General features: G+C 59.7%; 26 protein-coding genes. 24 read left to right on the top strand and 2 right to left on the bottom strand.

The window, feature by feature from the left end; genetic code table 11:
- Positions 1 to 32 precede the first annotated feature (32 nt).
- Positions 33 to 563, top strand: coding sequence for a hypothetical protein (locus tag OHL18_RS10065; protein WP_263374728.1), 531 nt, complete (start codon positions 33 to 35; stop codon positions 561 to 563).
- A 32-nt stretch (positions 564 to 595) separates the two neighbouring features.
- On the opposite strand, the gene OHL18_RS10060 is transcribed toward OHL18_RS10065, so the two are convergent.
- On the bottom strand, positions 596 to 1,024 hold the full coding sequence (locus OHL18_RS10060) for a hypothetical protein (protein WP_263374727.1): 429 nt from the start codon (positions 1,022 to 1,024) through the stop codon (positions 596 to 598).
- A gap of 118 nt (positions 1,025 to 1,142) precedes the next feature.
- Between OHL18_RS10060 and OHL18_RS10055 the strand changes: the two genes are divergently transcribed.
- The 7 genes from OHL18_RS10055 (at position 1,143) to OHL18_RS10020 (ending at position 8,057) form a co-directional block, all read left to right on the top strand.
- Positions 1,143 to 2,381: a tetratricopeptide repeat protein gene (locus OHL18_RS10055; protein ID WP_263374726.1), complete on the top strand. Its 1,239-nt coding sequence runs from the start codon at positions 1,143 to 1,145 to the stop codon at positions 2,379 to 2,381.
- Between the two features lie 88 nt (positions 2,382 to 2,469).
- A complete protein-coding gene (locus tag OHL18_RS10045; RefSeq protein WP_396274291.1) occupies positions 2,470 to 2,859 on the top strand; it encodes a PspC domain-containing protein in 390 nt (129 codons plus the stop codon).
- 5 nt (positions 2,860 to 2,864) lie between these two features.
- Positions 2,865 to 4,142, top strand: a complete 1,278-nt coding sequence (gene lysA / locus OHL18_RS10040; RefSeq protein WP_263374725.1) for a diaminopimelate decarboxylase — start codon at positions 2,865 to 2,867, stop codon at positions 4,140 to 4,142.
- Between the two features lie 117 nt (positions 4,143 to 4,259).
- Entirely contained in the window at positions 4,260 to 5,003 is a 744-nt protein-coding gene (locus OHL18_RS10035) for a YebC/PmpR family DNA-binding transcriptional regulator (RefSeq protein WP_263374724.1), read from the top strand.
- Between the two features lie 98 nt (positions 5,004 to 5,101).
- Positions 5,102 to 5,926 carry an acyloxyacyl hydrolase gene (locus OHL18_RS10030; protein WP_263374723.1) on the top strand — a complete coding sequence of 275 codons (825 nt, stop codon included), beginning with the start codon at positions 5,102 to 5,104 and terminating at the stop codon, positions 5,924 to 5,926.
- Between the two features lie 73 nt (positions 5,927 to 5,999).
- Positions 6,000 to 6,926 carry a glutamate formimidoyltransferase gene (gene ftcD, locus OHL18_RS10025; protein WP_396274288.1) on the top strand — a complete coding sequence of 309 codons (927 nt, stop codon included), beginning with the start codon at positions 6,000 to 6,002 and terminating at the stop codon, positions 6,924 to 6,926.
- Between the two features lie 222 nt (positions 6,927 to 7,148).
- A complete protein-coding gene (locus OHL18_RS10020) occupies positions 7,149 to 8,057 on the top strand; it encodes a hypothetical protein (protein WP_263375732.1) in 909 nt (302 codons plus the stop codon).
- A gap of 52 nt (positions 8,058 to 8,109) precedes the next feature.
- On the opposite strand, the gene OHL18_RS10015 is transcribed toward OHL18_RS10020, so the two are convergent.
- Complete coding sequence (locus tag OHL18_RS10015) at positions 8,110 to 8,937, bottom strand: methyltransferase, TIGR04325 family (protein ID WP_263374721.1); 828 nt, start codon at positions 8,935 to 8,937, stop codon at positions 8,110 to 8,112.
- 424 nt (positions 8,938 to 9,361) lie between these two features.
- Between OHL18_RS10015 and OHL18_RS10010 the strand changes: the two genes are divergently transcribed.
- The 16 genes from OHL18_RS10010 (at position 9,362) to OHL18_RS09935 (ending at position 22,875) form a co-directional block, all read left to right on the top strand.
- Positions 9,362 to 10,117 (top strand): flagellar hook-basal body protein, encoded by a 756-nt coding sequence (locus OHL18_RS10010; protein ID WP_263374720.1) that lies wholly within the window; start codon positions 9,362 to 9,364, stop codon positions 10,115 to 10,117.
- 60 nt (positions 10,118 to 10,177) lie between these two features.
- Positions 10,178 to 10,966, top strand: coding sequence for a flagellar basal-body rod protein FlgG (flgG, locus tag OHL18_RS10005; protein WP_184216993.1), 789 nt, complete (start codon positions 10,178 to 10,180; stop codon positions 10,964 to 10,966).
- Positions 10,967 to 10,970: 4 nt separating this feature from the next.
- Positions 10,971 to 11,516: a flagella basal body P-ring formation protein FlgA gene (locus OHL18_RS10000; protein WP_263374719.1), complete on the top strand. Its 546-nt coding sequence runs from the start codon at positions 10,971 to 10,973 to the stop codon at positions 11,514 to 11,516.
- On the top strand, positions 11,513 to 12,643 hold the full coding sequence (locus OHL18_RS09995; protein ID WP_263374718.1) for a flagellar basal body L-ring protein FlgH: 1,131 nt from the start codon (positions 11,513 to 11,515) through the stop codon (positions 12,641 to 12,643). Before OHL18_RS10000 ends, OHL18_RS09995 begins: the two co-directional genes overlap by 4 nt.
- Positions 12,644 to 12,696: 53 nt before the next feature.
- Positions 12,697 to 13,950, top strand: a complete 1,254-nt coding sequence (locus OHL18_RS09990) for a flagellar basal body P-ring protein FlgI (RefSeq protein ID WP_263374717.1) — start codon at positions 12,697 to 12,699, stop codon at positions 13,948 to 13,950.
- Entirely contained in the window at positions 13,947 to 14,291 is a 345-nt protein-coding gene (locus tag OHL18_RS09985) for a hypothetical protein (protein WP_263374716.1), read from the top strand. Before OHL18_RS09990 ends, OHL18_RS09985 begins: the two co-directional genes overlap by 4 nt.
- Positions 14,292 to 14,352: 61 nt before the next feature.
- On the top strand, positions 14,353 to 14,667 hold the full coding sequence (gene flgM / locus OHL18_RS09980; RefSeq protein WP_263374715.1) for a flagellar biosynthesis anti-sigma factor FlgM: 315 nt from the start codon (positions 14,353 to 14,355) through the stop codon (positions 14,665 to 14,667).
- A gap of 85 nt (positions 14,668 to 14,752) precedes the next feature.
- Positions 14,753 to 15,013 carry a hypothetical protein gene (locus tag OHL18_RS09975; RefSeq protein WP_263374714.1) on the top strand — a complete coding sequence of 87 codons (261 nt, stop codon included), beginning with the start codon at positions 14,753 to 14,755 and terminating at the stop codon, positions 15,011 to 15,013.
- Positions 15,001 to 16,407: a flagellar hook-associated protein FlgK gene (flgK, locus tag OHL18_RS09970; RefSeq protein WP_263374713.1), complete on the top strand. Its 1,407-nt coding sequence runs from the start codon at positions 15,001 to 15,003 to the stop codon at positions 16,405 to 16,407. The genes OHL18_RS09975 and flgK overlap by 13 nt, the downstream gene beginning before the upstream one ends.
- A gap of 37 nt (positions 16,408 to 16,444) precedes the next feature.
- Positions 16,445 to 17,344, top strand: a complete 900-nt coding sequence (locus OHL18_RS09965) for a flagellin N-terminal helical domain-containing protein (protein ID WP_263374712.1) — start codon at positions 16,445 to 16,447, stop codon at positions 17,342 to 17,344.
- A gap of 80 nt (positions 17,345 to 17,424) precedes the next feature.
- Entirely contained in the window at positions 17,425 to 17,655 is a 231-nt protein-coding gene (locus tag OHL18_RS09960; protein WP_263374711.1) for a hypothetical protein, read from the top strand.
- Positions 17,656 to 17,729: 74 nt separating this feature from the next.
- Complete coding sequence (locus tag OHL18_RS09955; RefSeq protein ID WP_263374710.1) at positions 17,730 to 18,416, top strand: dienelactone hydrolase family protein; 687 nt, start codon at positions 17,730 to 17,732, stop codon at positions 18,414 to 18,416.
- Between the two features lie 25 nt (positions 18,417 to 18,441).
- Positions 18,442 to 18,750: an EthD family reductase gene (locus OHL18_RS09950; RefSeq protein ID WP_263374709.1), complete on the top strand. Its 309-nt coding sequence runs from the start codon at positions 18,442 to 18,444 to the stop codon at positions 18,748 to 18,750.
- Between the two features lie 137 nt (positions 18,751 to 18,887).
- A complete protein-coding gene (gene rpsO, locus OHL18_RS09945; protein ID WP_263374708.1) occupies positions 18,888 to 19,154 on the top strand; it encodes a 30S ribosomal protein S15 in 267 nt (88 codons plus the stop codon).
- Between the two features lie 319 nt (positions 19,155 to 19,473).
- Positions 19,474 to 21,897 carry a polyribonucleotide nucleotidyltransferase gene (pnp, locus tag OHL18_RS09940; protein WP_263374707.1) on the top strand — a complete coding sequence of 808 codons (2,424 nt, stop codon included), beginning with the start codon at positions 19,474 to 19,476 and terminating at the stop codon, positions 21,895 to 21,897.
- A gap of 75 nt (positions 21,898 to 21,972) precedes the next feature.
- Positions 21,973 to 22,875 carry a DMT family transporter gene (locus tag OHL18_RS09935; RefSeq protein WP_263374706.1) on the top strand — a complete coding sequence of 301 codons (903 nt, stop codon included), beginning with the start codon at positions 21,973 to 21,975 and terminating at the stop codon, positions 22,873 to 22,875.
- The last annotated feature ends 16 nt before the right edge of the window (positions 22,876 to 22,891 follow it).

Raw genomic sequence — 22,891 nt, 5'->3', positions numbered from 1 at the left:
GATTCAAACTTCCGGAGTAGATTAAAACGACGATGAAGGATGATCTGGAAGTGCTGAGCGAGGAGTTGGAACTCGCTCTGGGTGGACTCGACAGCAGCCAGACGCAGCTCCGGCCCGTCGGCGCGCAGGATAAGTGGACGATTCAGCAGATCGTTGGCCATCTGCTGAGGACCTACGCCGCCACCGAAAAGGCGATGGAGGCCAGGATCGTAAAGGGTCAGCCGACCAAGGCGAAGGTGAGTCCGATGCAGTGGGCCGCCCAATGCCTTGTGCTCAGGGTGGGATACTTTCCGAGTGGGCGCATCGCTCCGGAGGCCGTGCGGGCACCTGTCGGCGAGGAGGCTGCACCGGCGGGAATTCTCCTTACGCAGATCGAACTCGCGCTCTCAGCAATGAACAAGAAGCTGGCGGCCGCGGAGACATTGTTTGGAAGCAGACACAGGGCGGTGAACCATATGATCCTCGGTCCGCTGAACTTCGACCAGTGGTCGAAGTTTCATCTCGCCCACGGCAGGCATCACATCAAACAGATCGTCGCCATCCGCAAACAGCACGGAGTCTGACGAATCCTGTCCGCCCCGGCGACAATACAAATTTACGAGATAGGCTCACTGTCTGGTTCGCTGTCGAGGTCTTCTTCTACACGGAGATAGCGCCGCATATATCGGAGTGGTTCTTCCGCGATAGCGAGCTCCTGCAAGTGATATCGCCAGACATCCTCCCGCGCGGAGCGGCGGACGTAAGCCTTCCGCTTCACCGTGCCGATGCTGCCGTCGGGCATCTTTCTCTGAAAGGTCTGCTTGGGAACCTGGAAGGTAATGGTCTCGCCCGCCTTCCAGAAGTTCGAAGCAAACTCATGAGAGAAGAGCAGCACATAGTACCGTCGCTCCGCCGCCAGTTCAGCAATGGATGTTTCTGCATCGACCCATGGTCGCCCCAGCTTGCTGGTGTACCACTTGCGGAACTCGAAGCCATTGGCCCGCGCCTGGCCGACGAGCAGCCGGATCAGTTCGATCTTCGTCATGCGGAGGTCAGCCTCCTGATGCGGGATGATCGTACGGAACGTGCCGCGCTCCATAGAACGGTATAGTCATTAGCGAGGTCCGTGCGGCCACGGGAGCTTAGAGTACGTCATTCGGACTATGAAGAATATAAAGATTATGGGGCATGGGTTGGGAAAGACTTCTGGGTGGATCTTCGTATTCCTTCTGCTGGTGATGACGGCTCGGAGCACGGTTGCAGAGGATCTGCACACCGATCCGCTGAACCTGGACCCGATGGTCCGGGACGGATTTCAGCACTTTTACAACCTGGACTATGAGGGTTCGCTGCAGCGTTTTGAGACCGTGTTGAAGGCCCATCCGCAGAATCCCATGGCGATGGACTATGTGCTGACGGTGGTGATCTTTCGCGAGCTTTACCACCAGGACCTTCTCGACACCACGTATTACGCTCACGACAGCTTCCTGAGTTCCAAGCGCAATGTCGATGTGCCCGCGGCGACGCGACAGCGGATCGACGACCTGACCAATAGCGTTGAACGCATATGCGACCAACGCATCAGGGACAACTCACGCGACAAGGACGCTTACTTTGCTCGAGGGTATGCAAAGGGATTGCATGCGGCGTTCATCACGTTGGTCGATCACAGCTTTGCCAGCGCAGCGCGACAGGGTTACGCGGCCAGGAGCGACAGCGAACAGGCCCTCAAGATCGACCCGCAGTATGCCGATGCGAAGATGGCCGTCGGCATCCAGCAGTTCGCCGTGGCAAGCCTGCCCCGACTGATTCGCGTGATGGTGGGTATCGTCGGCGTGGGTGGGAACAAAGAGAAGGGTCTGGACATGCTTCGTGACGCAGCGGCGCATGGCTACGTCACGAATGTGAGCTCGCGGACGGTGCTCTCGCTCTTCCTGCGGCATGACGCGCGGTATCCGGAGGCGATCGTGGTGCAGCACGGGCTCGCGGAGGAGTTTCCGCACGATTATCTCTTCCGGCTGGAAGAGGCAAACCTGACCAAGGACGCGGGGAACGGGCCGGGGGCCATCGCGATCTACAAGCAGGTCCTTGGCGATGCCCAGAAGCCCGGGTACTTTACCGATGCGCGACTACAGATGGTCTGGTTTGGGCTGGCGGACACGGAGCGTGGACAGAACGATATCTTCGATGCAGCGAACGACTATGTGAACGCCGCCCAGCAGCCGAAGTGCAGCGACTGGCTGAGGAAGCGGGCGCAGTTGAACGCCGGGGAGATGTTTGACCTGCTGCACAAGCGGGACCGCGCGAAGCAGCTTTATGCGATGGCCGCGGCCGGTGGTGGCGATCAATCCCAGGCGGACATGGCAAGGAAGTACCTCAAGGAGCCATACACCGGCAAGTGATTTGGCCGAATGGAACGACGCTTCGCCTCTCTGCGTATCTTTCTAAGCTGCCCGAGGTATGGCAGAATTAGGAATTCCGAGGTGACGTATGTTTTGTCCTAGTTGCGGAAGAACAGCAGAGGCGGGAGTGCGGTTCTGCACAAACTGCGGAGCCCAGATAGGTGCCCAAACGGGGAACGCCAACTATGCTCAGCCCGTGCCTCCTGCGCGGCAACTTGTGCGCCCTCGATATCCGCGCATGATCGCGGGAGTTTGTTCCGCCTTCGCGCTGCAATACGGTTGGGATCTCAGCCTGGTGAGAATCATCACCGTGGTCTTCGCTCTTGTGACCAGCGGATTTGGCGGCCTCTGCTACCTGGCCGCATGGGTCATCATCCCCGAGGGGGCCTACGCCCTTCCACCTAACGCGAGCCAATCTGCAGCCTATCCGGCGGCGGCTGCTCCCGCAAACAGTTCAAGAGATAATTCGGCGGTTTGAATCAATTGAAGAAGAAAGTGCACGCTCCCGAAGCCCGTCCGTTTCGCTATAACAAGAAGGCGCTATTCTGCGACGGTGCCGACCTCCGAAAGCTTGCGGACCAGTTTGGAACTCCTCTTTACGTCTACTCAGCCGAACAGATTGGCTACCGCTATGAGCTCTTCGAGGCTGCCTTTCAGGAGCACACGCACACTGTCTGCTATTCGGTAAAAGCGAACAGCTCACTCGCAATCCTGAAGCTGCTCGGAGAGCGGGGAGCGGGATTCGATATCGTCTCTGGCGGTGAGTTGGAGCGAGTCCGAAAGGCTTGGAAGCCAGCGCTGAAGAAGGTTGTCTTCTCCGGAGTGGGCAAGCAGGTCTGGGAGATTGATGCGGCGCTGAAGGCCGGAATTCTGATCTTCAATGTGGAGTCGGAGGCGGAGCTTCATCTATTGGCGGCGCGCGCCGCCGCGATGGGCAAGCGAGCGAGGTTTGCCTTGCGCGTGAACCCGGATGTCTTTGCGGAGACTCATCCGTATATCTCGACCGGGCTGAGCGAGCATAAGTTTGGAATCGCGATTGGCCTGGCGAGGGCGATCTACAAGAAGGCCGCGAAGAATAGGTCTCTCGACGCGGCGGGTGTGAGCGTCCACATTGGCTCGCAGATACGTTCGGTCGAGCCTTTCGCGGCGGCGATGGACCGGGTCACGTCGTTGATTGCGGAGCTGCGGGCGGATGGGCATAACATCCGCTACATTGATGCCGGCGGAGGGCTTGGGATCGACTACTCGCAGGCGGACTTTGATCCGGCGGCGGAGGTCGCCCGTTATGCGGCTGCTTTAGGCGGCGTGATTGAGGGCCTTGATCTTCATCTCCTGTTGGAGCCGGGGAGGTTCCTCGTTGGCCAGGCGGGAGGCCTGCTGACACAGGTGCTGTATGTAAAGAAAAATGGGGCGAAGACCTTCGTCATTACGGACGCGGGGATGAACGACCTGATCCGGCCGTCGCTTTACCGAGCCCACCACGAGATTCTGCCGGTGAAGCAGGGCAAAGACGCAGGGAAAGTCGATGTGGTGGGGCCGGTGTGCGAGTCGGGCGACTTCTTCGCGCATGACCGCGCGATGCCCGCGGTGAAGCCGGGTGAGCTTGTCCTGGTCGAGGATGCAGGGGCTTACGGGATGTCGCTGGCATCGAACTATAACTCGCGAGTGAGGCCGGCGGAGGTGCTGGTGGAGGGTCGACAGGCACGGTTGGTGAGGCGGCGGGAGACGGTGGCCGAGCTGATGGGGGGGGAGACCGTTTAAGAACGCTTGCTCCGTGACTCGGGGAAGGTGCAAATGCTACTATCGAAAGTCGAACGCGGGTTGCGGAGAGCAGCGGCCGGTGCGAATTTCCGAAGTTTCAGCAGAAGAGGTTGAACTATGTCAGGCCATTCAAAATGGGCGACAATCAAGCATAAGAAGGGCGCGCTCGACGCCAAGCGCGGCAAGATTTTTACCCGTCTGATCAAGGAAGTCACCATCGCGGCGAAGACCGGCGGCGGAGATCCTGACGGCAATCCGCGACTACGCGGGGCGATCGCCGCGGCCAAGGCTGAGAACATGCCTGCGGACAACATCAAGCGGGCGATTCAGCGCGGTACTGGCGAACTTGAGGGCGTCAACTACGAAGAGATCACCTACGAGGGCTATGGGCCCGGCGGAGTGGCAGTCATCGTCGACGTGCTGACGGACAACAAGAACCGCGCGGTGAGCGAGATTCGTCATGCCTTCTCGAAAAATGGCGGAAACCTGGGCGAATCGAACTCGGTCTCGTGGATGTTCACGAAGAAGGGCGTCATTGTCGTTGCCAAGGATGCCGTCTCTGAAGACAAGTTGACGGAGATCGTGCTCGACGCGGGTGCTGACGATCTCTCAGACGAAGGCGACAACTGGGAGATTCTTTGCGATCCGAAGGAGTTCGAGAACGTGACGAACGCTCTAAAGGCCGCGAAGATTACGCCGGAACATGCCGAGGTCACGATGATTTCATCGACCTACACGAAGCTTGAGGGCGCGCCGGCGAATCAGATGATGCGACTGCTGGAGACGCTCGAGGACCTGGATGACGCGCAGAACGTCTACTCGAACTTCGATATGGAGAGCCAGGCTGTCGCAGCGGGTTGAGCAGGGCGGAGATTTCCTGAAAAGCCGCCGGGTCTCGGCGGCTTTTTACTGCACGCGATTATGCTTAGAGACGAGCCAAACCTGAAAGTGGAGAACACATGAAGCTTGCTGTGAGATCGACCGTTTTGAGTATGCTTGCGTTAGGTTTCCTCCTTGGAGTGTCCTGGCCGGCGATCTTCGCCCAGGAGTTGCAGTACTCCACCAATGATGCAGGCTCTGGTGAAGCGGTCAGCGGGCTTACAGCCGGGGCAGGTGGCGGCGGGAATAGCGTGGCCGCGGCGAAGAACCGCTTCGAGATGCGGGGAATGCCCATTGAATATGGCGCGATCGTGCAGGGGGGGCTGGGTCTTACAGAAAACCGGGACGGCTTCAAGTTCATCATGGCCGGAGTCCATGCGGGCAAGGTTCTGTACAGCCATGACAAAACGGGCCTTCTCCGGGGGAACTTCGAGTATGCGATGGAGCTATTTCCCTATTGGCAGTCGTATACGCCAAAGTTTGAACGGGCAAAATGCGTGGCAGGTCCGCTGCTCGGTGGGATTACCTGTTCGCCTTACTACACGGTGGGTGGGACGTTCACCGGCGTTACCCTTACACCGATCATTCTGCGCTGGAACTTTACCGGTCATGGCCGACTCGTTCCCTGGGCGCAGGCTGCGGGCGGTCTCTTGTGGACTGACCACAAGTACCCTGCGTTTGGATCGCCAACGCTCAACCTGACCAACGACGGGCCGAACACCGACGCCAGTGTGTGGAACTTCACTCCCCAGGGCGGAGTAGGGCTTCATTATTTCCTGTCGCCGACGCGATCGATTGACTTCGGTGCGAACGCAGTTCATATTTCAAGCGCATCCCTTGGGGACAAGAACCCCGGCGTAAATGCCAGCGTGCAGTTCAACATTGGGTATACGTTCTGGAAGTAGTTGAGTCTGAAATGGTACTGCGCGAATGAACGCCGAATCGATCATCGAGTGTGTTCCAAACTTTTCCGAAGGAATGGACGAGGACAAGGTCCGCGCCATCGTTGCCTCAATGAGGGTCGACGGCGTGCGTCTGCTGGACTGGTCGCGCGACGCGGCACATAACCGTTCCGTGGTGACGATTGCGGGAAGCCCGGAAGCCGTGGTGGAAGCCGCGGTACGCGCTGTGGGCAGAGCCGCGCAGTTGATCGATCTCACCCAGCAGAGCGGAGTGCATCCGCGAATCGGTGCAGCCGACGTTGTGCCGTTTGTGCCGGTGAGTGGAATCTCGGTGGCGGAGTGCGCCATGCTTGCCCGTCAGGCGGGGCTGCAGATATGGCGGAGATACGGTGTCCCTGTCTATTTTTACGGTGCCGCTGCGACCCGTCCCGACCGGGTGCAGTTAGAAGATGTCCGGCGTGGGCAGTTCGAAGGGCTGCGTGAGGCGGCGCTCCGCGATGCGATGCGCCGTCCGGACGTCGGCGGTCCCGAACTGCACTCCAAAGCCGGAGCAAGCGCCGTGGGAGCCCGTAACTTCCTGATTGCTTATAACGTCTACATCCGGCAACCAGGCAAAATTAATGGGGGCAGCGCGCCCATTCTGCCCCAGCAAACCGAAATTGCTTCGGCGAGGGCGATTGCGCGGGATATCCGCGACCTCAGAGTATCGAACGGTGGCCTGCCGGGGGTGAAGGCCATCGGGGTGATGGCTGACGGTCGAGCTCAGATCAGCATGAACATCACCGACTACCAGTTGACGCCGATGGGCCAGGTCCATGCCGCAGTGAGCGCGATTGCGCGGCGGCACGGGGTTGAAGTCTCGGATGGGGAGCTGATCGGGCTGATTCCCGAAGCTGCGTTTGAGCCGGATTCCGATTGGGTGCGTCAAACCGTAGGGTTCGATGCAGAACAGAAAGTATTGGAAAGAAAGCTGCATCGACCGTTGGAGTGGCCTGCGGTCTAGCTAGTTGAGGATTGAGGGAATCGAATGGCAACGATTCCGACCGGCTTCAGGTCGCTCGCCATGATCCAACAGCTTGCATTCGACGTATCAGATAGAGACAATCAGGTTGTCGCCCCGTTGCGAACGAGATCAGGAGATTTACCCGTGAATTCCAAGTTGAAGAGTTTGATTCCCGATGTTGCCAAGGGTCTGGCCGTAGCCGCAGTTACAGCTGTTCTGGTGATGTCACCCGTTGTCGCCCGGGCCGCGCAGTTGAGCAATGATGCAAAGTCCGCCATTCCCAAGGATGTGCAGCAGTTGATCGTGGTTGACTATCGGGCGATGCAGAACTCTCCCGCAGCCATGAACCTGAAAGATCGCGTCCTTCCACCGGAGCTGAAGCGGCTGGAGACGGCGCTCAAGTCTTCCGGGCTGAAGGTCGACCAGGACGCCGATATTCTCTGCTTCGCAGCGTTCCGCACCGGACCAAATGCGGATTCGGCCCGCATCCTGGGAATTGCGCAGGGACAGTTTCAGACCCGCTCAATCCTGGCCAAGTTTGCGAAGGACAAAGTGAAGACCCGCGTGGTACGGAATAACACCGTGTATCCCATGGGTTCGGCTGGTTTTGATGTGGTGTTTCTGAACCAGACGACGATGATCTTCGGCGACAAGAAGTCCATCGATGCGGCCCTTGATGCGCGCGATGGCCTGCAGCAGAACTTCCTCGCAGACAGCGACATGGTCAACGAGATGGGTGCCGTCGATTCGAAGGCGGTCTGGAGCCTTCTGGACGCGAAGGGCACGCAGACCATGATGCGCAGCGTGCTGGGCGATGCTGCCCAGTTGACGGACTACGACACGGTCCGCGACCGGATGAAGAGCTCTCGGTACACGATGGACTTCTCAAACGGCGTGAAGTTCGACATGGCTGTGGTGATGTCTGACACGTTGACCGGAGCGACCGCCGCGACCCTGATGAAGGGCGTATCGCTGCTGCGCAAGACGCAGGGATCGCCGCTGGAGAAGCAGGCACTCGACGAGACGACGATCGATTCCAACTCCGGAACGCTGACGGTCTCGTACTCTTCGACGGACAGCCAGTTCTCCAGCCTGCTTGGATCGCCGTTGTTCCAGTCCGTTGTGAAGTAGACAGCTATTCCGATTGAAGTGCCGGGCGGCCTTTACGGCCGCCCGAGCTGTTTTAACCAGAGTGTGCGGCTACTCCCGCCATTCTGCGCGACGCGCGACGGGTGCTCAGGGCGCGCTTCAGAATCTGCCGATTCGGTCGGGGGTGCCGGGCGGTGCCGGATTGCTTCATCCGGAAGTAGAAGCCAGAGTAGGCGGAGACGGACGCCTCCGGATGAAGGGGGATATGTAGCTTGAGTTCGTTAGCCTTCCATTCGTCGACCAGTTCGTACCCGGCCTCGCCCATCGCCTGCAAGAGCGCGTCGCGAGAGAGGACCCGGGCTGGAGAGATGGCGAAATACTGTTCGTGGTCCTGGATGGTGAATACCGAAGGCCCGTTGATCACAGGTGTACGGTTGATGAAGATATGGCGCGGTTGACGGCGGAGGCCCTCCATCAGGGCCGGCGGAAGTTGTTCGAAGTAATGCAGCGCCCCCGAGATGATCACAGCATCTACGGCATCGCAGTCCTGGATTCGCTCGACGAAGCGAAGGCGGTGTTCGTTTCGCTGGTGTGCCACGCGAGTGCCGGCGGCTACTGTCGCGGGCACCTCAAAGACCGTCCAGGTCATCCCCGGGGGATAGGAAAGATACTTTGAATAGCAGTAGAAGAGATTGCCAATGCTGCCGCCGATATCGAGCACGGAGTTGACCTCTCCCATGAGCCGCTGCATGTGGAACAGGATTGGGTAGTCGCTGGGACGAACCTCTTCGGTGCGGTAGGTGTGAATGCTGATGTTGCCTGGGTGTTCATGCGAGGGAACTCCATACTTGCTCGCTTGACGACGTGCTTCTTCAAAGGATGGAAACGTCCGCCGGAAACCCGACAGGGATTGATCGAGCAAAGAATTGCTTCCAAGAGCTGCAAGGATTTTGCGGGATTGGTGATGGCAGGAGAGGTGTTCAAGTGTCTTCGCAAGAAATCGAATCTGGCGAAAACGCAGACGGGTGATTGAACTGACATTGGACATAATCGTCTCCGCTGAGATAGATGGAGGTTCGAGGGCCCAGTTTTTCGATGTGGTGAGTTGACGCAACCTTAGCTTGCCGGGCTTCAGATAAAGGTCACAGATGCGGCGATTCGCAACCGACGGTCACGCGGTTCGATTACATCAGTAACGACTCGCATCCTGGATGCCGATCCCTCCCGTTGGGCCAAGTCAAGATGCAGGAGCGGTTAGGCTGAATCGCGGAATAGTGACCCTCTGCTTAGTCCGCTCTAACGGGTTCGGCAGAGAATTCGGCCACGCGCTTGCATCATCACCTGGCATGGACAGCGGGCTCTATGCGGCATATACGGCGTTACTCTCGCGCACCCAGGCGCTCGATACGGCGGCCAACAATCTGGCCAATTTGGGAACCGGGGGGTTTCGGGCAGAGAAGGGTCTGTTCCGCGGGGTGCTCGTGGACAACCTCGGCGGGCTCGAGGGTGATTCGCAGGTTGGCTCATCGGTCAACGACTTTGGTGTGCTTGGCGGCAATGCGCTTGACTTCAGCCAAGGGCAATTGACGGAGACGGGAAACTCCCTGGACCTGGGGCTTGAAGGCGATGGGTTCTTCGCTCTTCAGACACCGCGTGGCGTGCTCTACACGCGTGATGGCAGCTTCTCACGTTCTGCGACCGGTGTGCTGCAGGATGCTGAGGGCGAGCCGGTCAATGATCCGCTCGGCCAGCCCATACAGATTCCAACGGGGACTGTAGCGGTCTCTTCGAATGGGACTGTATCGGTCACGACGCCGGAGGGCAATACCATCGTCGGCCAGATCGGCATCTTCACCTTTCCTGACAAAAAGATTTTGAAGGCCGAGGGGACCAATCGGCTCAAAGCGCCGGCGGGCACCGTTCCAGTCGTTGGGAGCGCAACGATTCGGCAGGGTGCGGTTGAGGGATCAAACCAGAACGCCATTCAGGGGTCGATGCAGCTGGTGCTGGTGCAGCGGCAGACCGAGATGATGCAGCGGGCTCTGAGCGTCTTCTACACGGAGTTCGATAAGCCCGCGGCTGAGGAGCTGGGCAAGGTCTGAAGGGCAGGGAACAGAGAGTAGGGCCAAGGGAATAGAAAGACGGGAATAAGGGGAGAAGCAATGATTCGAGCTATGTACACCGCGGCGAGCGGCATGGACGCCCAGCAGTTGAACCTGGATACGGTGGCGAACAATCTGGCGAACTCCGCCACTGCAGGGTTCCGCCAGCGCCGGCTGCAGTTTCAGGACATGGTCTATCAGAACCTGGTGGCACCGGGGTCGGCTTCGAGCCAACAGACGACATCGGCAGGCCTGCAGATTGGACTGGGGACAAGGGCGATCACCAGCGAGGTGATTATGACCCAGGGCGAGTTCAACCAGACTGGTAATCAGTATGACCTGGCGATCTCGGGCACAGGGTTCTTTCAGGTGCAGTTGCCGAATGGAACGCTCGCCTATACCCGCGCCGGAAACTTCACGCTGACGAACGTTGGCAATGTCGTCGACCCCAATGGAAATCCTCTGATTCCTTCGCTCACGATCCCGTCGAATGCGACGTCGGTGACGATCTCTCCCTATGGCGTGGTGACGGCGACGCTGCCCGGCCAGACGACATCGAGCCAGTTGGGACAGATTCAGCTGGCGACTTTTCCCAATCCCGGGGGCTTGAATTCGTTGGGCAGCAACCTCTTCCAGCCTTCGACCTCGTCGGGCAACGCCATCACCGATAACCCGGGCGGGAACACAGGCATGGGGACGCTGCAGCAGGCATATCTCGAGAACTCGAACGTGGATGTAGTGACGGAGTTTGTGCAGATGATTCTGGCGCAGCGGGCCTACGAGAGCAACTCGAAGGTGATTCGCACGGCTGATGACATGTACTCGCAGATCAACGGGTTGATCCGGTAACGAAATGAAATATGTCATCCAATTCGCCTGCTGTACCGCGCTCTTCTGTTGTTGCGCGCCGGGCCTTGCAGGAGAGTTGGGTGGGGCGGGACTGGTTCCCTCCCACGCGAAGCCTGCTCCACTCGCCGCGATTATGGCGCGTGCGCAGTTGCGCGGCATGCGGCTACGAGAGGTCCGGTGGGACGCGGTGCTGAAGCAGAACTGGGCGGTGCTCGAAGATGTGGAACATCCCGAGTATCCGTTGTGGTCGGAGCGCATGGACACAGTAGGGCCGGTGGAGGTGGTCGGTGGAACCACGGTCGTGGCAAGGCCTGTTGAAACGGTAGCTCCTCCCAAGCCATACCTTGCGCTGGTTCACTACGGCGACCGGGTGAGGCTCTGGAAGACCGAGAGGAATGTCCGGATTGAGATGAGTGCGATCGCGGAGGGAAGCGCGGCAGCGGGCGAAGAGGTAAAGCTCAGAATTCCGAGCTCTGGGGTGGACGGCGATACGGGTTGGCGCGTGGTCGGTGTCGTACATGGGCCTGGAGATGTGGAGATGACGCAGTGAAGATACTCTCGGATGAAGGCAGCAGTGGGTGGATCGTTCGGGCCTGCTTTGTGGCCTGGTGGCTGATGGCAGCGGTAGCACTCTCGCAGACTGTGCCGCCGCCGGCTGTTGCCCCCGCCACTCCAGGTTCAGCTGTGGCGACGGGACAGGCAGCAGAACAAGCGGCCGCTCCGGTTTCTGGAACAGCGCCGAGGACTGTAGCACCCACTCCCGTTCGGCCAGCAACATCGCAAAGGATTGCGCCACGGCCTCTGAGCAGGCCTTCAGCCTCAGCGCTCGCCGCGACCGCTGCAACACAGGCTGCGCCGCCGGCGGGGGCACCTGCCACAGCGCCCGCCGCGGCTACGGCTACAGATCCTCCGCCACCCTATCCAGTGGCGGCACGGAGCCTGCCTGATCCGAAGAGCGATCCTGGCTACTCTGAGATACCTGCAATAACTCCGATTGTCGCGCCTGCGCCTCCGCCGGTAAAGCGGACGCTCCTGAAAAAGATCGTCCCCGCGAGTCCGAATATCGCCGTAAACTCCCTGAACGCCTATGTCGAGCGGCTGCGCCGGGAGACATCGAGCGCGCAGCCTGCGGCAGGGGCGATCTGGAGCGAGTCAGGAAGACTGACGCGACTGAATACGGATGTACGGGCGATGCGACCCAACGACCTGATCCAGGTCGTGGTGGCCGAGAATCTTGCTGCCGAGACCGACGGCACGGTGAAGAACCAGCGGGCGTCGGCGGCAAACTCCTCTGTATCGAGCCTGATCGGAGCTCTTCATGCCGGCAACGCATTGCAGAACCTGCTGAGTCAGACCTCATCAAACTCTCTGAACGCATCGGGTGCAAGCGCGACCAACTCCAGTTTGACAACTACCTTCGGCGGCCAGGTGATCGAGGTGCTGCCCAACGGAATGTTGGTGATCGAAGCCGCGCGGCAGGTGGAGTTCTCGCAGCAGACGCAGACGATTATCCTTCGCGGCCTGGTTCGGCCGGAGGACATCTCGCAGGAGAACCAGGTCAAGTCGACGGCGATCTCGAGCCTGGAACTGGAAGTCAAAGGCAGAGGAATCGTGAACGACTATACAAGGCGGCAGAATCCGCTGGTGCGGTTGCTGCAGCAGATTCTGGTCTTCTGATCGAGCGCGTTTCGATGTTGTCCAAGCAGTTGTGTTTAGAGACCGAGGATGCAATGAGTCAGTCAGGACTGCGAATCCATCAATCCGATCTACAAGGCTCGCGAGCGACTCTGTCCCCTCTGGCAAGGATGGGGAAGCGGGCTCTCACGGTCAGCCTCAGGTTTACGAGGCGGACGCTTCTACGCCTGAGCTGGGCGTTCTGGCTGCTGGCTTGCGGCCCGGCGGGCTGGGCCGTGGAGCCAGTCGCCCCGGCTACTCCAGCCGACATACCGCACCTGGCGCGGGTGAAGGACATAGCGTCCATCGAGGGCATTCGCGACAATCAACTGGTTGGATACGGGATCGTGGTGGGGCTGCACAACACGGGTGACAGCCAGCAGACAGCGTTTCCGCTGCAGACATTGGCAGCGACGCTGCTGCGCATGGGAGTGAGTGTGCCGGCGTCCTCGATCAAGGTACAGAACCTAGCCGCCGTATTTATCTCGGCGACGCTGCCTCCGTTCTCGCGGCCCGGGACAAAGCTCGATGTAACTGTCGCATCTGCCGGCGACGCGCAAAGCCTCGAGGGTGGGCTTCTCTTGTTGACGCCGCTCTATGGTCCCGATGGGAAGATCTATGCCGAAGGTGAGGGGCCGCTGGTGGTGGGCGGATATGCGCTCAGCGTCAACGGCAATGTGAAGTCCTACAACCACCCGACGACTGCGCGCATTCCTGCCGGAGCCATTGTGGAGCGTGGCCTGGCATTCGAACTCGCCGGGCGGCACAACTTTACCCTGCTGTTGAATGAGGCGGACTTTCGCAGCGCGGGGGCCATGGCGACCTACATTAACAAGGACCTGGGGCGTGAGGCAGCACGTTCGGTAGACAGCCGCGAGATCGACCTTGAGGTCACTCCTGGGGAAGATATCCCTTCTCTGCTCGCTCGGGTGGAGGCTGTCGAAGTCCCGTTCTATCCAACGGCCAAGGTGGTCGTGAATGAGCGAACGGGTACCGTCGTTATCGGAGGAACGGTCGTGCTTCAGCCTGTATCGATCCTGCATGGGGGACTGGCGATCAACGTCGTCAGTGAGTTTCAGGTCTCGCAGCCGAGCCCTTTCTCGAATACGGGAACGACCCAGGTCGTGCAGCAGACCCAGATCCAGGTGAAGGATAAGCCAGTCAACCGAATCGAGTTGAAGAAGGGATCGACGGTGGATGATCTTGTACGCAGCCTCCAGAGCATTGGAGCGACGGCGCGCGATGTGATCTCCATCCTTCAAGCGATGAAGTCGGCGGGCGCTCTTGAGGCGGAGATCGAGGTGCTATGAACATTGCGAGAGTGCAGAGTGCAAACGCTGCAGCGAGCTTGAGCGCACTGAGTCCGACGGATCGGGCTCGGCAGGCCAAGCTGGCCGATGCGGCCCAACAGTTCGAAGGAATGATGCTGCAGGAGCTGCTGAAGCCGATGCAGGCAGGTAAGGATGGCGCTGAGGACGAGAGTGGCGGAGGGTTCGGCACCGGCGATCCGGACCGGGACACGTCGCTCGATACGATGAGCAGCTATGGCACCGAGGCGGTCGCGGCGGCGATTGCAAAGCATGGCGGTCTGGGGATTGCGAAGCAGGTCATGCGCCAGATTGGGATTGCAGACGGGCAGCGCAGGAAATAGTCATCAAGTACTAAAGTGTCAGAGGGACTAGCCGATGAAGTGATTGGACGGAGGAAGTCTTATGAGCATCTCGAACGGAATTGGAAACTTGCAGGGCCTGTCGAACCCGGTAACGCCCGCGTCGGCGACGGTGCAGGCGGGCAAGGAAGAACAGATCAAGTCGAGCGCATCGCTCGCTCCCGGGGGTGCGAAGACAAACCCGGTGACGGACCAGACTGTCATCAGTTCGACCAGCGAGTTGTTGACGCGGGCGCTGAGCGGGTCGGATGTCCGGCTGGACAAGATTCAGCCCTTGCAGGCAGCGATCGCCGCAGGGACTTACCAGGTGTCCTCATCGGATGTGGCGGACAAGTTGATCAGCTCGCTTTTGAAGTGATCGGCGTGGCTTTCGACGTGAACGACGTGTGGGACAAGTCTTCCATCGGGAAAATCGATAGCAGCAACGACGACATGAGGGAATCATGGTTGAGTCAGTGCGTTTGAGCGATGCTTCGAGGGCTGTGGCGGATGCCCTTGCCAACTTTGACCATGCAGCTCTCGATAGACTCGCCGACCGCATGCAGGCCGCGCTTGACGGCGATCTCCTGCTCGAGAGTGAACCAGCGGAAGCGATCGAAAACAATCAGAGGATACTGGCTGGCGTGCTGATGTCGACGGAGCAGAACCTTGCGCTGTTGCGGCGGCTGCGTGAGCGGAAGGCAGGCAACGAATGGGCACTCTAATCTCCGTCCTCAACATCTCGCGGGAGGCGCTTGCAGCCGAGCAATCTGCCGTGAACGTAACGGCCAACAACGTGGCCAACCAGAACACTCCCGGCTATACCCGCGAGGTGCCGAACTTCGTGGCGCAGGACACCTATCTGCTCAACGGGCTAAACATAGGGGACGGCGTGCAGATCGCGGCGACGACCTCGGTGCGTGACCGGGTGCTGGAGCAGCGGGTGCAGCAGCAGACGCAGATCCAGTCGCAGAGCGCGACGATCCAATCGGCGCTCAGTGACGTGGAGAGCATCTTTGGGGTTACGTCGACGACGACGAGCTCCAGCGTGACCCAACTGGGCACGGCGGTGAACGCGTTCTTCTCCTCGCTGACGGCGCTTGCCGCGAATCCTTCGGATGGACCGACGAGGCAACAGGTTCTGAGCACAGCCTCCACGCTTTCATCGACCTTCAACGCCGAGTCCTCTCAGATCTCGCAGATCACATCCTCTCTGGAGGGAAGTGCGTTGAACATCGTTGGCCAGGCGAATACCCTGCTGTCAACGATTGCATCCCTGAATGCGAAGATTGCGACGCAGAGTCCGAACGCCGATGCGGGCGTACTTGAAGACCAGCGCCAGGAGGCGATCGCCCAGCTGTCGCAGTACATCGGGCTGGACCAGATCGCGACCTCGAACAACGAAATCGATATCACCACATCGAATGGTGGCGTGTTGGTCTCGGGGCCGAACAGCTATCCCTTGAGCGCCTCGATTCTGGGAGGAACGGTGACGGTGCTGGCCGGCCCTAACAACACCAATGTCACGTCGGGACTTACGGGAGGATCGCTGGGTGGGACTTTGCAGGCTCTCACGACGAGTATCCCTCCGCTGCTGGGACAGCTTGACACGCTGGCTTATTCCATTGCCACGGCTGTGAACACGCAGAACGAGGCTGGAGTGGATGCAAACGGCAATCCGGGCGCGGCGCTCTTCACCATTGGTACAACCGCTCCTGGGTCTGCCGCTACGATCGCAGCTGCGACGACCAATGGGAGTCTGGTGGCAACGGCTGCGGCGGGTGAAGGCAGTTCGGGAAACACGAACGCCTCGGCGCTCGCGGCGCTCGGTACGGCTCTGATTGCTGGAGGACAGACGGCTTCGAGCTATCTTGCTTCGACGCTGGCAACGATCGGTGAGGCAGCGACCACGGCCAACAACGACAGCACCTTACAGCAGGCGACGCTTACACAACTGACGACGCAAAGAGACGCGCTCTCCGGGGTATCGCTCGATGATGAGGCAGCCGATCTATCGCAGTATCAGAGGTCGTATCAGGCGGCCTCGCAGCTCTTCTCCATCATCGACACGCTGTTTGCGAGCGCGTTGAACCTCGGAGTCGAGACAACGGTTCAGTAGAGAAGTATTCGCAGACGATAACCATCAGGAGCAGACCATGCGCGTTGATCCGTTTTACATCCAGGGCCTGTCCACGGCACTGGACAACATCACCAGCAATGAGGCCGATCTGAGCGGGGAGCTTGCCAGCGGTCTTCGCGTCTCGAAGCTATCCACAGATGCGGTTGCGGTCGGTCAAAGCACGGTCCTGGCGGCGGCGATCAGCGCGGCCGACTCCTACGTGCAGGTGGCCACGACCACAACGAGCAAGCTGCAGGTCACCGACTCGACACTGGGAGAGGTGGTGACGGCGCTGACGAACGCAATCTCGCTGGCTGTGTCCGGCGGCGACGGTACCTTGAGTGCAGCCAACAAGTCCATCATCGGCCAGCAGATTGTCGCGATTCGCGATCAGATCCTTGGGCTGGCGAACGCGTCGTACCAGGGACAGTACATCTTCTCCGGAAGCCAGGGTCAGCTAAAGCCGTTCACGCTGAACACGACATCCACGCCGGCGACCGTGACCTATGCCGGCGATAGCGCGCTGCAGTACACGACCACGCCCAACGGGCAGAAGATCCAGACCAATCTTGCCGGCTCGAGCCTCTTCACAGCTCCGGGGTCCGGAGTCTTCACAGCGCTGAATATCGTGATCGCAGACTTCACCTCAAACGCTTCAAGTTCGCAGATCGGGTCGGACGCGTCGCTCTTGACGAGCGCGCTCAACACGGTCGACAGCCAGCGGAGCATTATCGGCACGTCGCTGGCCCAGATACAGACCAGCAGCACCTACGCGCAGACTACAGCCGCGCAGTTTACGGCCTCGGAGACAAACCTGATCTCCGCGGACGCGGCGCAGGTTGCGACCCAGTTGAGCACCGCCGAGACGCAGAGTTCGGCACTGAGCAGCGTGATCGCGTCGCTGGCCAAGGGCAGCCTCTTCGACTACATCAAGTAATTCGGATTCCGTGAGGGCGACCGCCTTCGGCGATCCGGTACTCTTGTTCTTGAAATTGTTCGAAGAACAGGAGGCCGGGATTGCTGGAGGCGGTCAGTTTTTTGTGGAACGCGACGCGCGGGCATCGATTGAAGCCCTGGCGAAGCGAGTATCTGCGCTGGCGTCTTGAGACCTACACAGGCAAGCCTGCGGGCGAGATTCAGCCACGCGACTTCTGGGATCTCTTCTGGAACGATAAGCGGCAGTTTTTGCGATTCCTCGCATGGACGGGCGAGATCAAGGGATACGCCGATGGCAAGGGTATTGACTGAGAGTTTGAAACCCGGCGGCGCGACCTTGCATCACTTCAAAACAGAAAGCTACTAATAAACGCACTAGGAGAAATATGGGACAGACGATCGAATTGAAGGCCCAGGATGGGCACCAACTGGATGCATATGTGGCAAGTCCGGAGGGCGAGCCGATCGGAGCACTGGTCGTCATCCAGGAGATCTTTGGCGTCAACAGCCATATTCGCAGTATCGCGGATGGGTATGCGAAGGACGGCTTTCTCGCCATCGCTCCGGCGCTGTTCGACCGTACCGAAAAGGGCGTTGAACTAAAGTACGACGGCGAAGACATGAAGCGGGCCTATGAGCTCTATGGCAAGCTGGATGTGAAGACAGCTCTGCTGGATGTTGCGGCTGCGTTCGCCAAGGCGGAGGAATCGGGCAAAGGAGTTGGTGTCATCGGCTACTGCTACGGCGGCCTGATGAGCTGGCTTTCGGCTACCCGCGGCCCAAGCGTCGAGATGGAACCCAAGTGCACCGTCGGATATTACGCTGGCGGGGTGGGGAATGTGGCTACGGAAGAACCAAGCTGCCCGGTACTGCTGCACTTCGGCGGAGCGGACACGCATATCGGTCCGGAGCAGATTGAGGCGGTAAGATCTGCTCATCCTCATGTCACAATCTACGTTTACGATGGAGCGGAACACGGTTTCAACTGCGATCAGCGTTCGTCCTACAACTCTGAGGCGGCGAAGCTTGCACGCGAACGGTCTCTGGAATTTTTGAAGAAGCACATCGTATAGGACGGCAGTCGGCAGCGGAGGAATTATGGCAAAGGTCGTCGTAACGTACGGCACTCCGAGTGATGTGGAAGCCTTCGACCGGCATTACAAGGAAGTCCATATCCCGCTTGCACTGAAGCTTCCGGGCCTGAAGAAGTTCGAGACCAGTGAAGGGCCGGTCGTCACGCCAGCCGGCCCTTCACTTGTGCATCTTGTTGCAATCCTTCACTTTGACGACATGGCATCTCTTCAGGCGGGGCTTTCGAGCCCCGAGGGCCAGGCGGCGGCGGCAGACGCGCAGACGATCATGGCGCCGGGTTCCGGAATGCTGATCTTCGACAGCCGCGAGTTCTAGAGAACATTACTCCCTATGCCGGAACCAGACGAATCCTCCTTGATTCTGCTCGCGTTGCCCCCTGCGGCAACCGATGCTATCCTCTTAGAGACACTACGAAGAGTGGACATAAGAGAAGATCAGGAGTAACAACAGCTGTGTTGGCATCCGTAAAAAAGACAGACATTATCGAGAAGTTTCGTACGCACGACTCCGACACCGGGAGCCCAGAGGTTCAGATTGCCATTCTGAGTGAACGAATCGGCGAGTTGACGGAACACTTCAAGACGCACAAGAAGGACCATGGCTCGCGTCGCGGACTTCTCATGCTCGTGAGCAAGCGCCGCCGTCTTCTGGACTACCTGAAGAAGGTGGACGCAGACCGCTACCGCGACGTCATCGGAAAGCTCGGAATCCGCAAGTAGCCTCTACCCCTCCCAGAGACAGTCCAGAGAGACAGTTGATTCATGGATAATTGCCTGGCTTGCCCAGTAACGGCTGCGGAGATCGCACAGAATCTTTCACGATTCGTCTGCGGGTGCAGCTAACCATGATGACAAACTCGGGCATTGGCTCAGGCATAACGGCCCTCTTGACAGGATCGAATCAAAACAGGCGCAGCCAGCCGAAGACGCGTGAAGCGTCGCGTCGGGGCTGCGCCTGTCGCGCTTTCAGCGCCGTTGCGACAACTGGCGGAGCGCGCCACAAGTTCCCAAAACGATAAAACAGAAGAGGAAGACAACGATGAAACAGGACGTCGTAGTAGAGCTTGCCGGCGGCAAGCAGATCAAGTTTGAAACCGGACGGATGGCCAAGCAGGCCTCCGGCGCAGCCCTCACATCGAGCGGCGACAACGTAATTCTTGCAACGGCTGTGGCTTCGCCCGACCCCAAGGAAGGCATCGACTTCTTCCCGCTGACCGTTGAGTATCGCGAGTTCACGTATGCCGGCGGACGCATCCCTGGTGGCTTCATCAAGCGCGAAGGACGCCCGAGCGAGAAGGAGATCCTGACCAGCCGTCAGATCGACCGTCCGATCCGCCCTCTCTTCCCGGAGGCTTTCCGCAACGAGACCCAGGTTGTAGCTTTCGTCTACTCGGCCGACAAGGATAACGATCCAGACGTTCTCGGCATCAACGGCGCAAGCTGCGCGCTTGCTCTATCGGACATTCCTTTCCATGGTCCCGTCGGCGCTGTGCGCGTCGGCCTGATCGATGGCAACTTCCTCGTTAATCCTACCTACACGGAGCGCAAGACCAGCATCCTGAACATCATGGTTGTCGGCACCAAGGACGGCATCGTGATGGTGGAATCGGGCGCTAAGGAATGTTCTGAAGAAGAGGTCGTGGGCGCGATCGAGTTCGCTCACGAAGAGATCAAGAAGATCTGCGCGGCGATTGAAGACCTGGTGAGCCGCGCTGGCAAGACGAAGCGCACCGTAACCCCGGTCGAGATCGATCACGAGTATCTGAACGGACTTTATGCGAAGGTTGGCGACCGTCTGAAGGACGCGCTCGACACGCAGAAGCACCCCAAGTTCGAGAGCTACGCTCTGGTTGCAGAGATCAAGAGCGAACTGAAGAAGGAACTGCCAGCGGACGATGCCGCTGCCCCGAAGAAGCTGAGCAAGTACTACGAACTCCTCCGCGAAGACATCTTCCGCAAGCAGGTTCTGAACGACCGCATCCGCCCGGACCACCGCGCCTTCGACCAGATCCGCCACATCGACATCGAGGTTGGCGTTCTTCCTCGTGTTCACGGATCGGCTCTGTTCACGCGTGGTGAGACCCAGGCGCTGGTCTCTGCGACACTCGGCACCACCGATGACGCACAGCGTATCGAGACTTACGAGGGCGAGCAGAAGCGTCGCTTCATGCTGCACTACAACTTCCCGCCTTTCTCAGTCGGCGAAGTGGGCCGCATGAGCGGAGTGGGTCGTCGTGAGATCGGCCACGGAGCGCTCGCATACCGCGCGATTGAGGCTGTGCTTCCGGATGAGAGTGAGTCGCCGTACACGCTTCGCGTCGTCTCGGACATCCTCGAGTCGAACGGATCGTCCTCGATGGCAACTGTCTGCGGAGCGTCGCTGGCGCTGATGCAGGCAGGTATCGGCATCAAGGGAGCGGTCGCTGGCGTCGCCATGGGACTCGTCAAGGAAGGCGATAACTACGCCGTCCTCTCAGACATTGCAGGCGCTGAAGACCACTACGGGGACATGGACTTCAAGGTGGCTGGAACGCGCAAGGGCATTACAGCGCTGCAGATGGACATCAAGATCATGGGCATCACGCCGCAGATCATGCGTGAAGCACTCGCCCAGGCGAACAAGGGACGGATGTTCCTGCTCGACACGATGGACGCCGTGATCTCGACCGCGAAGGAAGAGAAGTCTGCTTTCGCCCCGCGCATCCACACCATACAGATTCCTACCGATAAGATCCGCGATCTCATCGGACCCGGCGGCAAGGTCATCCGTGGCATCGTCGATGCGACAGGCGTGAAGATCGATGTCGACGACTCGGGCCGCGTCAACGTTGCCTCAAGCGACGCTGACGGTCTGGCGCGCGCTATCCAGATGATCTCCGACATCACCGCTGTTCCTGAGATCGGCAAGACTTACCTGGGCAAGGTTGTACGTATCGCCGAGTTTGGCGCATTCGTCGAGATCTTCCCCGGCACCGATGGTCTGCTGCACGTCTCCGAGATCGCAGAACACCGCGTCAAGGACGTGAAGGACGAGCTTCGCGAAGGTGACCAGATTCTGGTCAAGGTCCTCTCGATCGAAGGCAACCGCATCAAGCTCTCCCGCAAGGCTGTGCTACGTGAGCAGCGCGCCAAGCTCGGCCTGCCTGAGGGCAACCAGATTGGACTTGATGCTCCTGCACCTGGGGCCACGGTCGGTGAGGCTGCGGACTTCGACGAGGACGAGGAAGATGGCGAGGAGTTTGAAGGCGACGGTGAGGGCGAAGAGGGCTCCGACGAGCCCAACTTCAACCGCGCCGATGGCGTTCCGGTACCCGCAGGCACCGCGCCAGGCCGTCCGCAGGGAGACGGTCAGCGTCGTCCCGGAGGTGGTGGACGTCGCCGCCGTGGCGGACGTCGTCCGGGTCAGGGCGGCGGTGGTGGAAACTCCGGCGGAGGCGCACCTCAGGGTGGCGGCAATCGCTAAGCCGCATTCAGCAGATGTCTATAAGAGGGTCGCGCTTCGGCGCGGCCCTTTCGTTTTGCCGGGTATGGGAACGTCATGAAGCAATCGCACATCCTTGGGCTGGCCTTGCTCTGCGTGCTCTCCGGGAGCGGATGGATCCTGCTGCAGATCTATCCGCGCGAGATCGAATTTCCGGCTGCGGGGTGTATCCACTTCGCGGTGATCGGGCTGGTCGCGATGGGCTACTGTCTTGCGCGGCGCACGAGTCTGCCGAAGGTCCCCGTGGCCGGTGCGATCGCGCTGACTGGGATGGGCATCTTCGCGGCTCCCGCGTTGGCGCTGGGTGTCTCCGCGGGCGCGGTGTCGGAGTTTACCAGCGTGCTGCTATTCTGCTCGATACCTTTGCTGACGGTGCTCCTGCTGAGCGCCTTCGACTGGACGGGCGTGCGCGGGGTCGCGCCGCGCTCTCTGCTAACGAGCGTCTTCGGCATGGGCGGCGCATTTCTCGTATTTCGAGGTCAGCTCCCCGGCTCTGTGCGGGGATGGCTCTTCTTCAGCGTCATAGCCGCATGTTGCCTGCTTGTGGCCGTCAGTGGCATTGTGATGCACAAGCTGATCCGGAGCGTTGCAATCGCGACGGCCGTGGCACTCACGGCGTTTGGCTGCGCGGCTCCTCTAGGCGTCTACGGTTTAGTTACGGGCTGGCCTTCGCTGACACTGCACTCCGTAACATTCGAGAGCGTCCGTTGTCTGCTCTTCGATCTTCCGGTGATGTGGTTGACCGTCTGGCTCATCCGCGAGGTCGATCCGGGCAGACTCTCCGCCCGGTTCCTTCTGGTGCCGCTCATCACCGCCGCCGAGGGTTACGCCGCGATGGGCGGAGGGATTGAGTTCGAGGCAGGCGTCGGCATGATCCTTTTGACGGTGAGCGGAGTCATGCTGATCCGGAACGAAGCTTCAGCGGGCGACGACGATGCCTCCAGCCTGCATCTACGCTGACTTTTCTACAGGCGCT

Origin of the sequence: Granulicella aggregans (assembly GCF_025685565.1) — a bacterium.
GTDB classification, from domain to species: domain Bacteria; phylum Acidobacteriota; class Terriglobia; order Terriglobales; family Acidobacteriaceae; genus Edaphobacter; species Edaphobacter aggregans_B.
The sequence above is the reverse complement of the archived record's forward strand: the minus strand, read 5'-3'. Positions and strand labels throughout refer to the sequence as shown.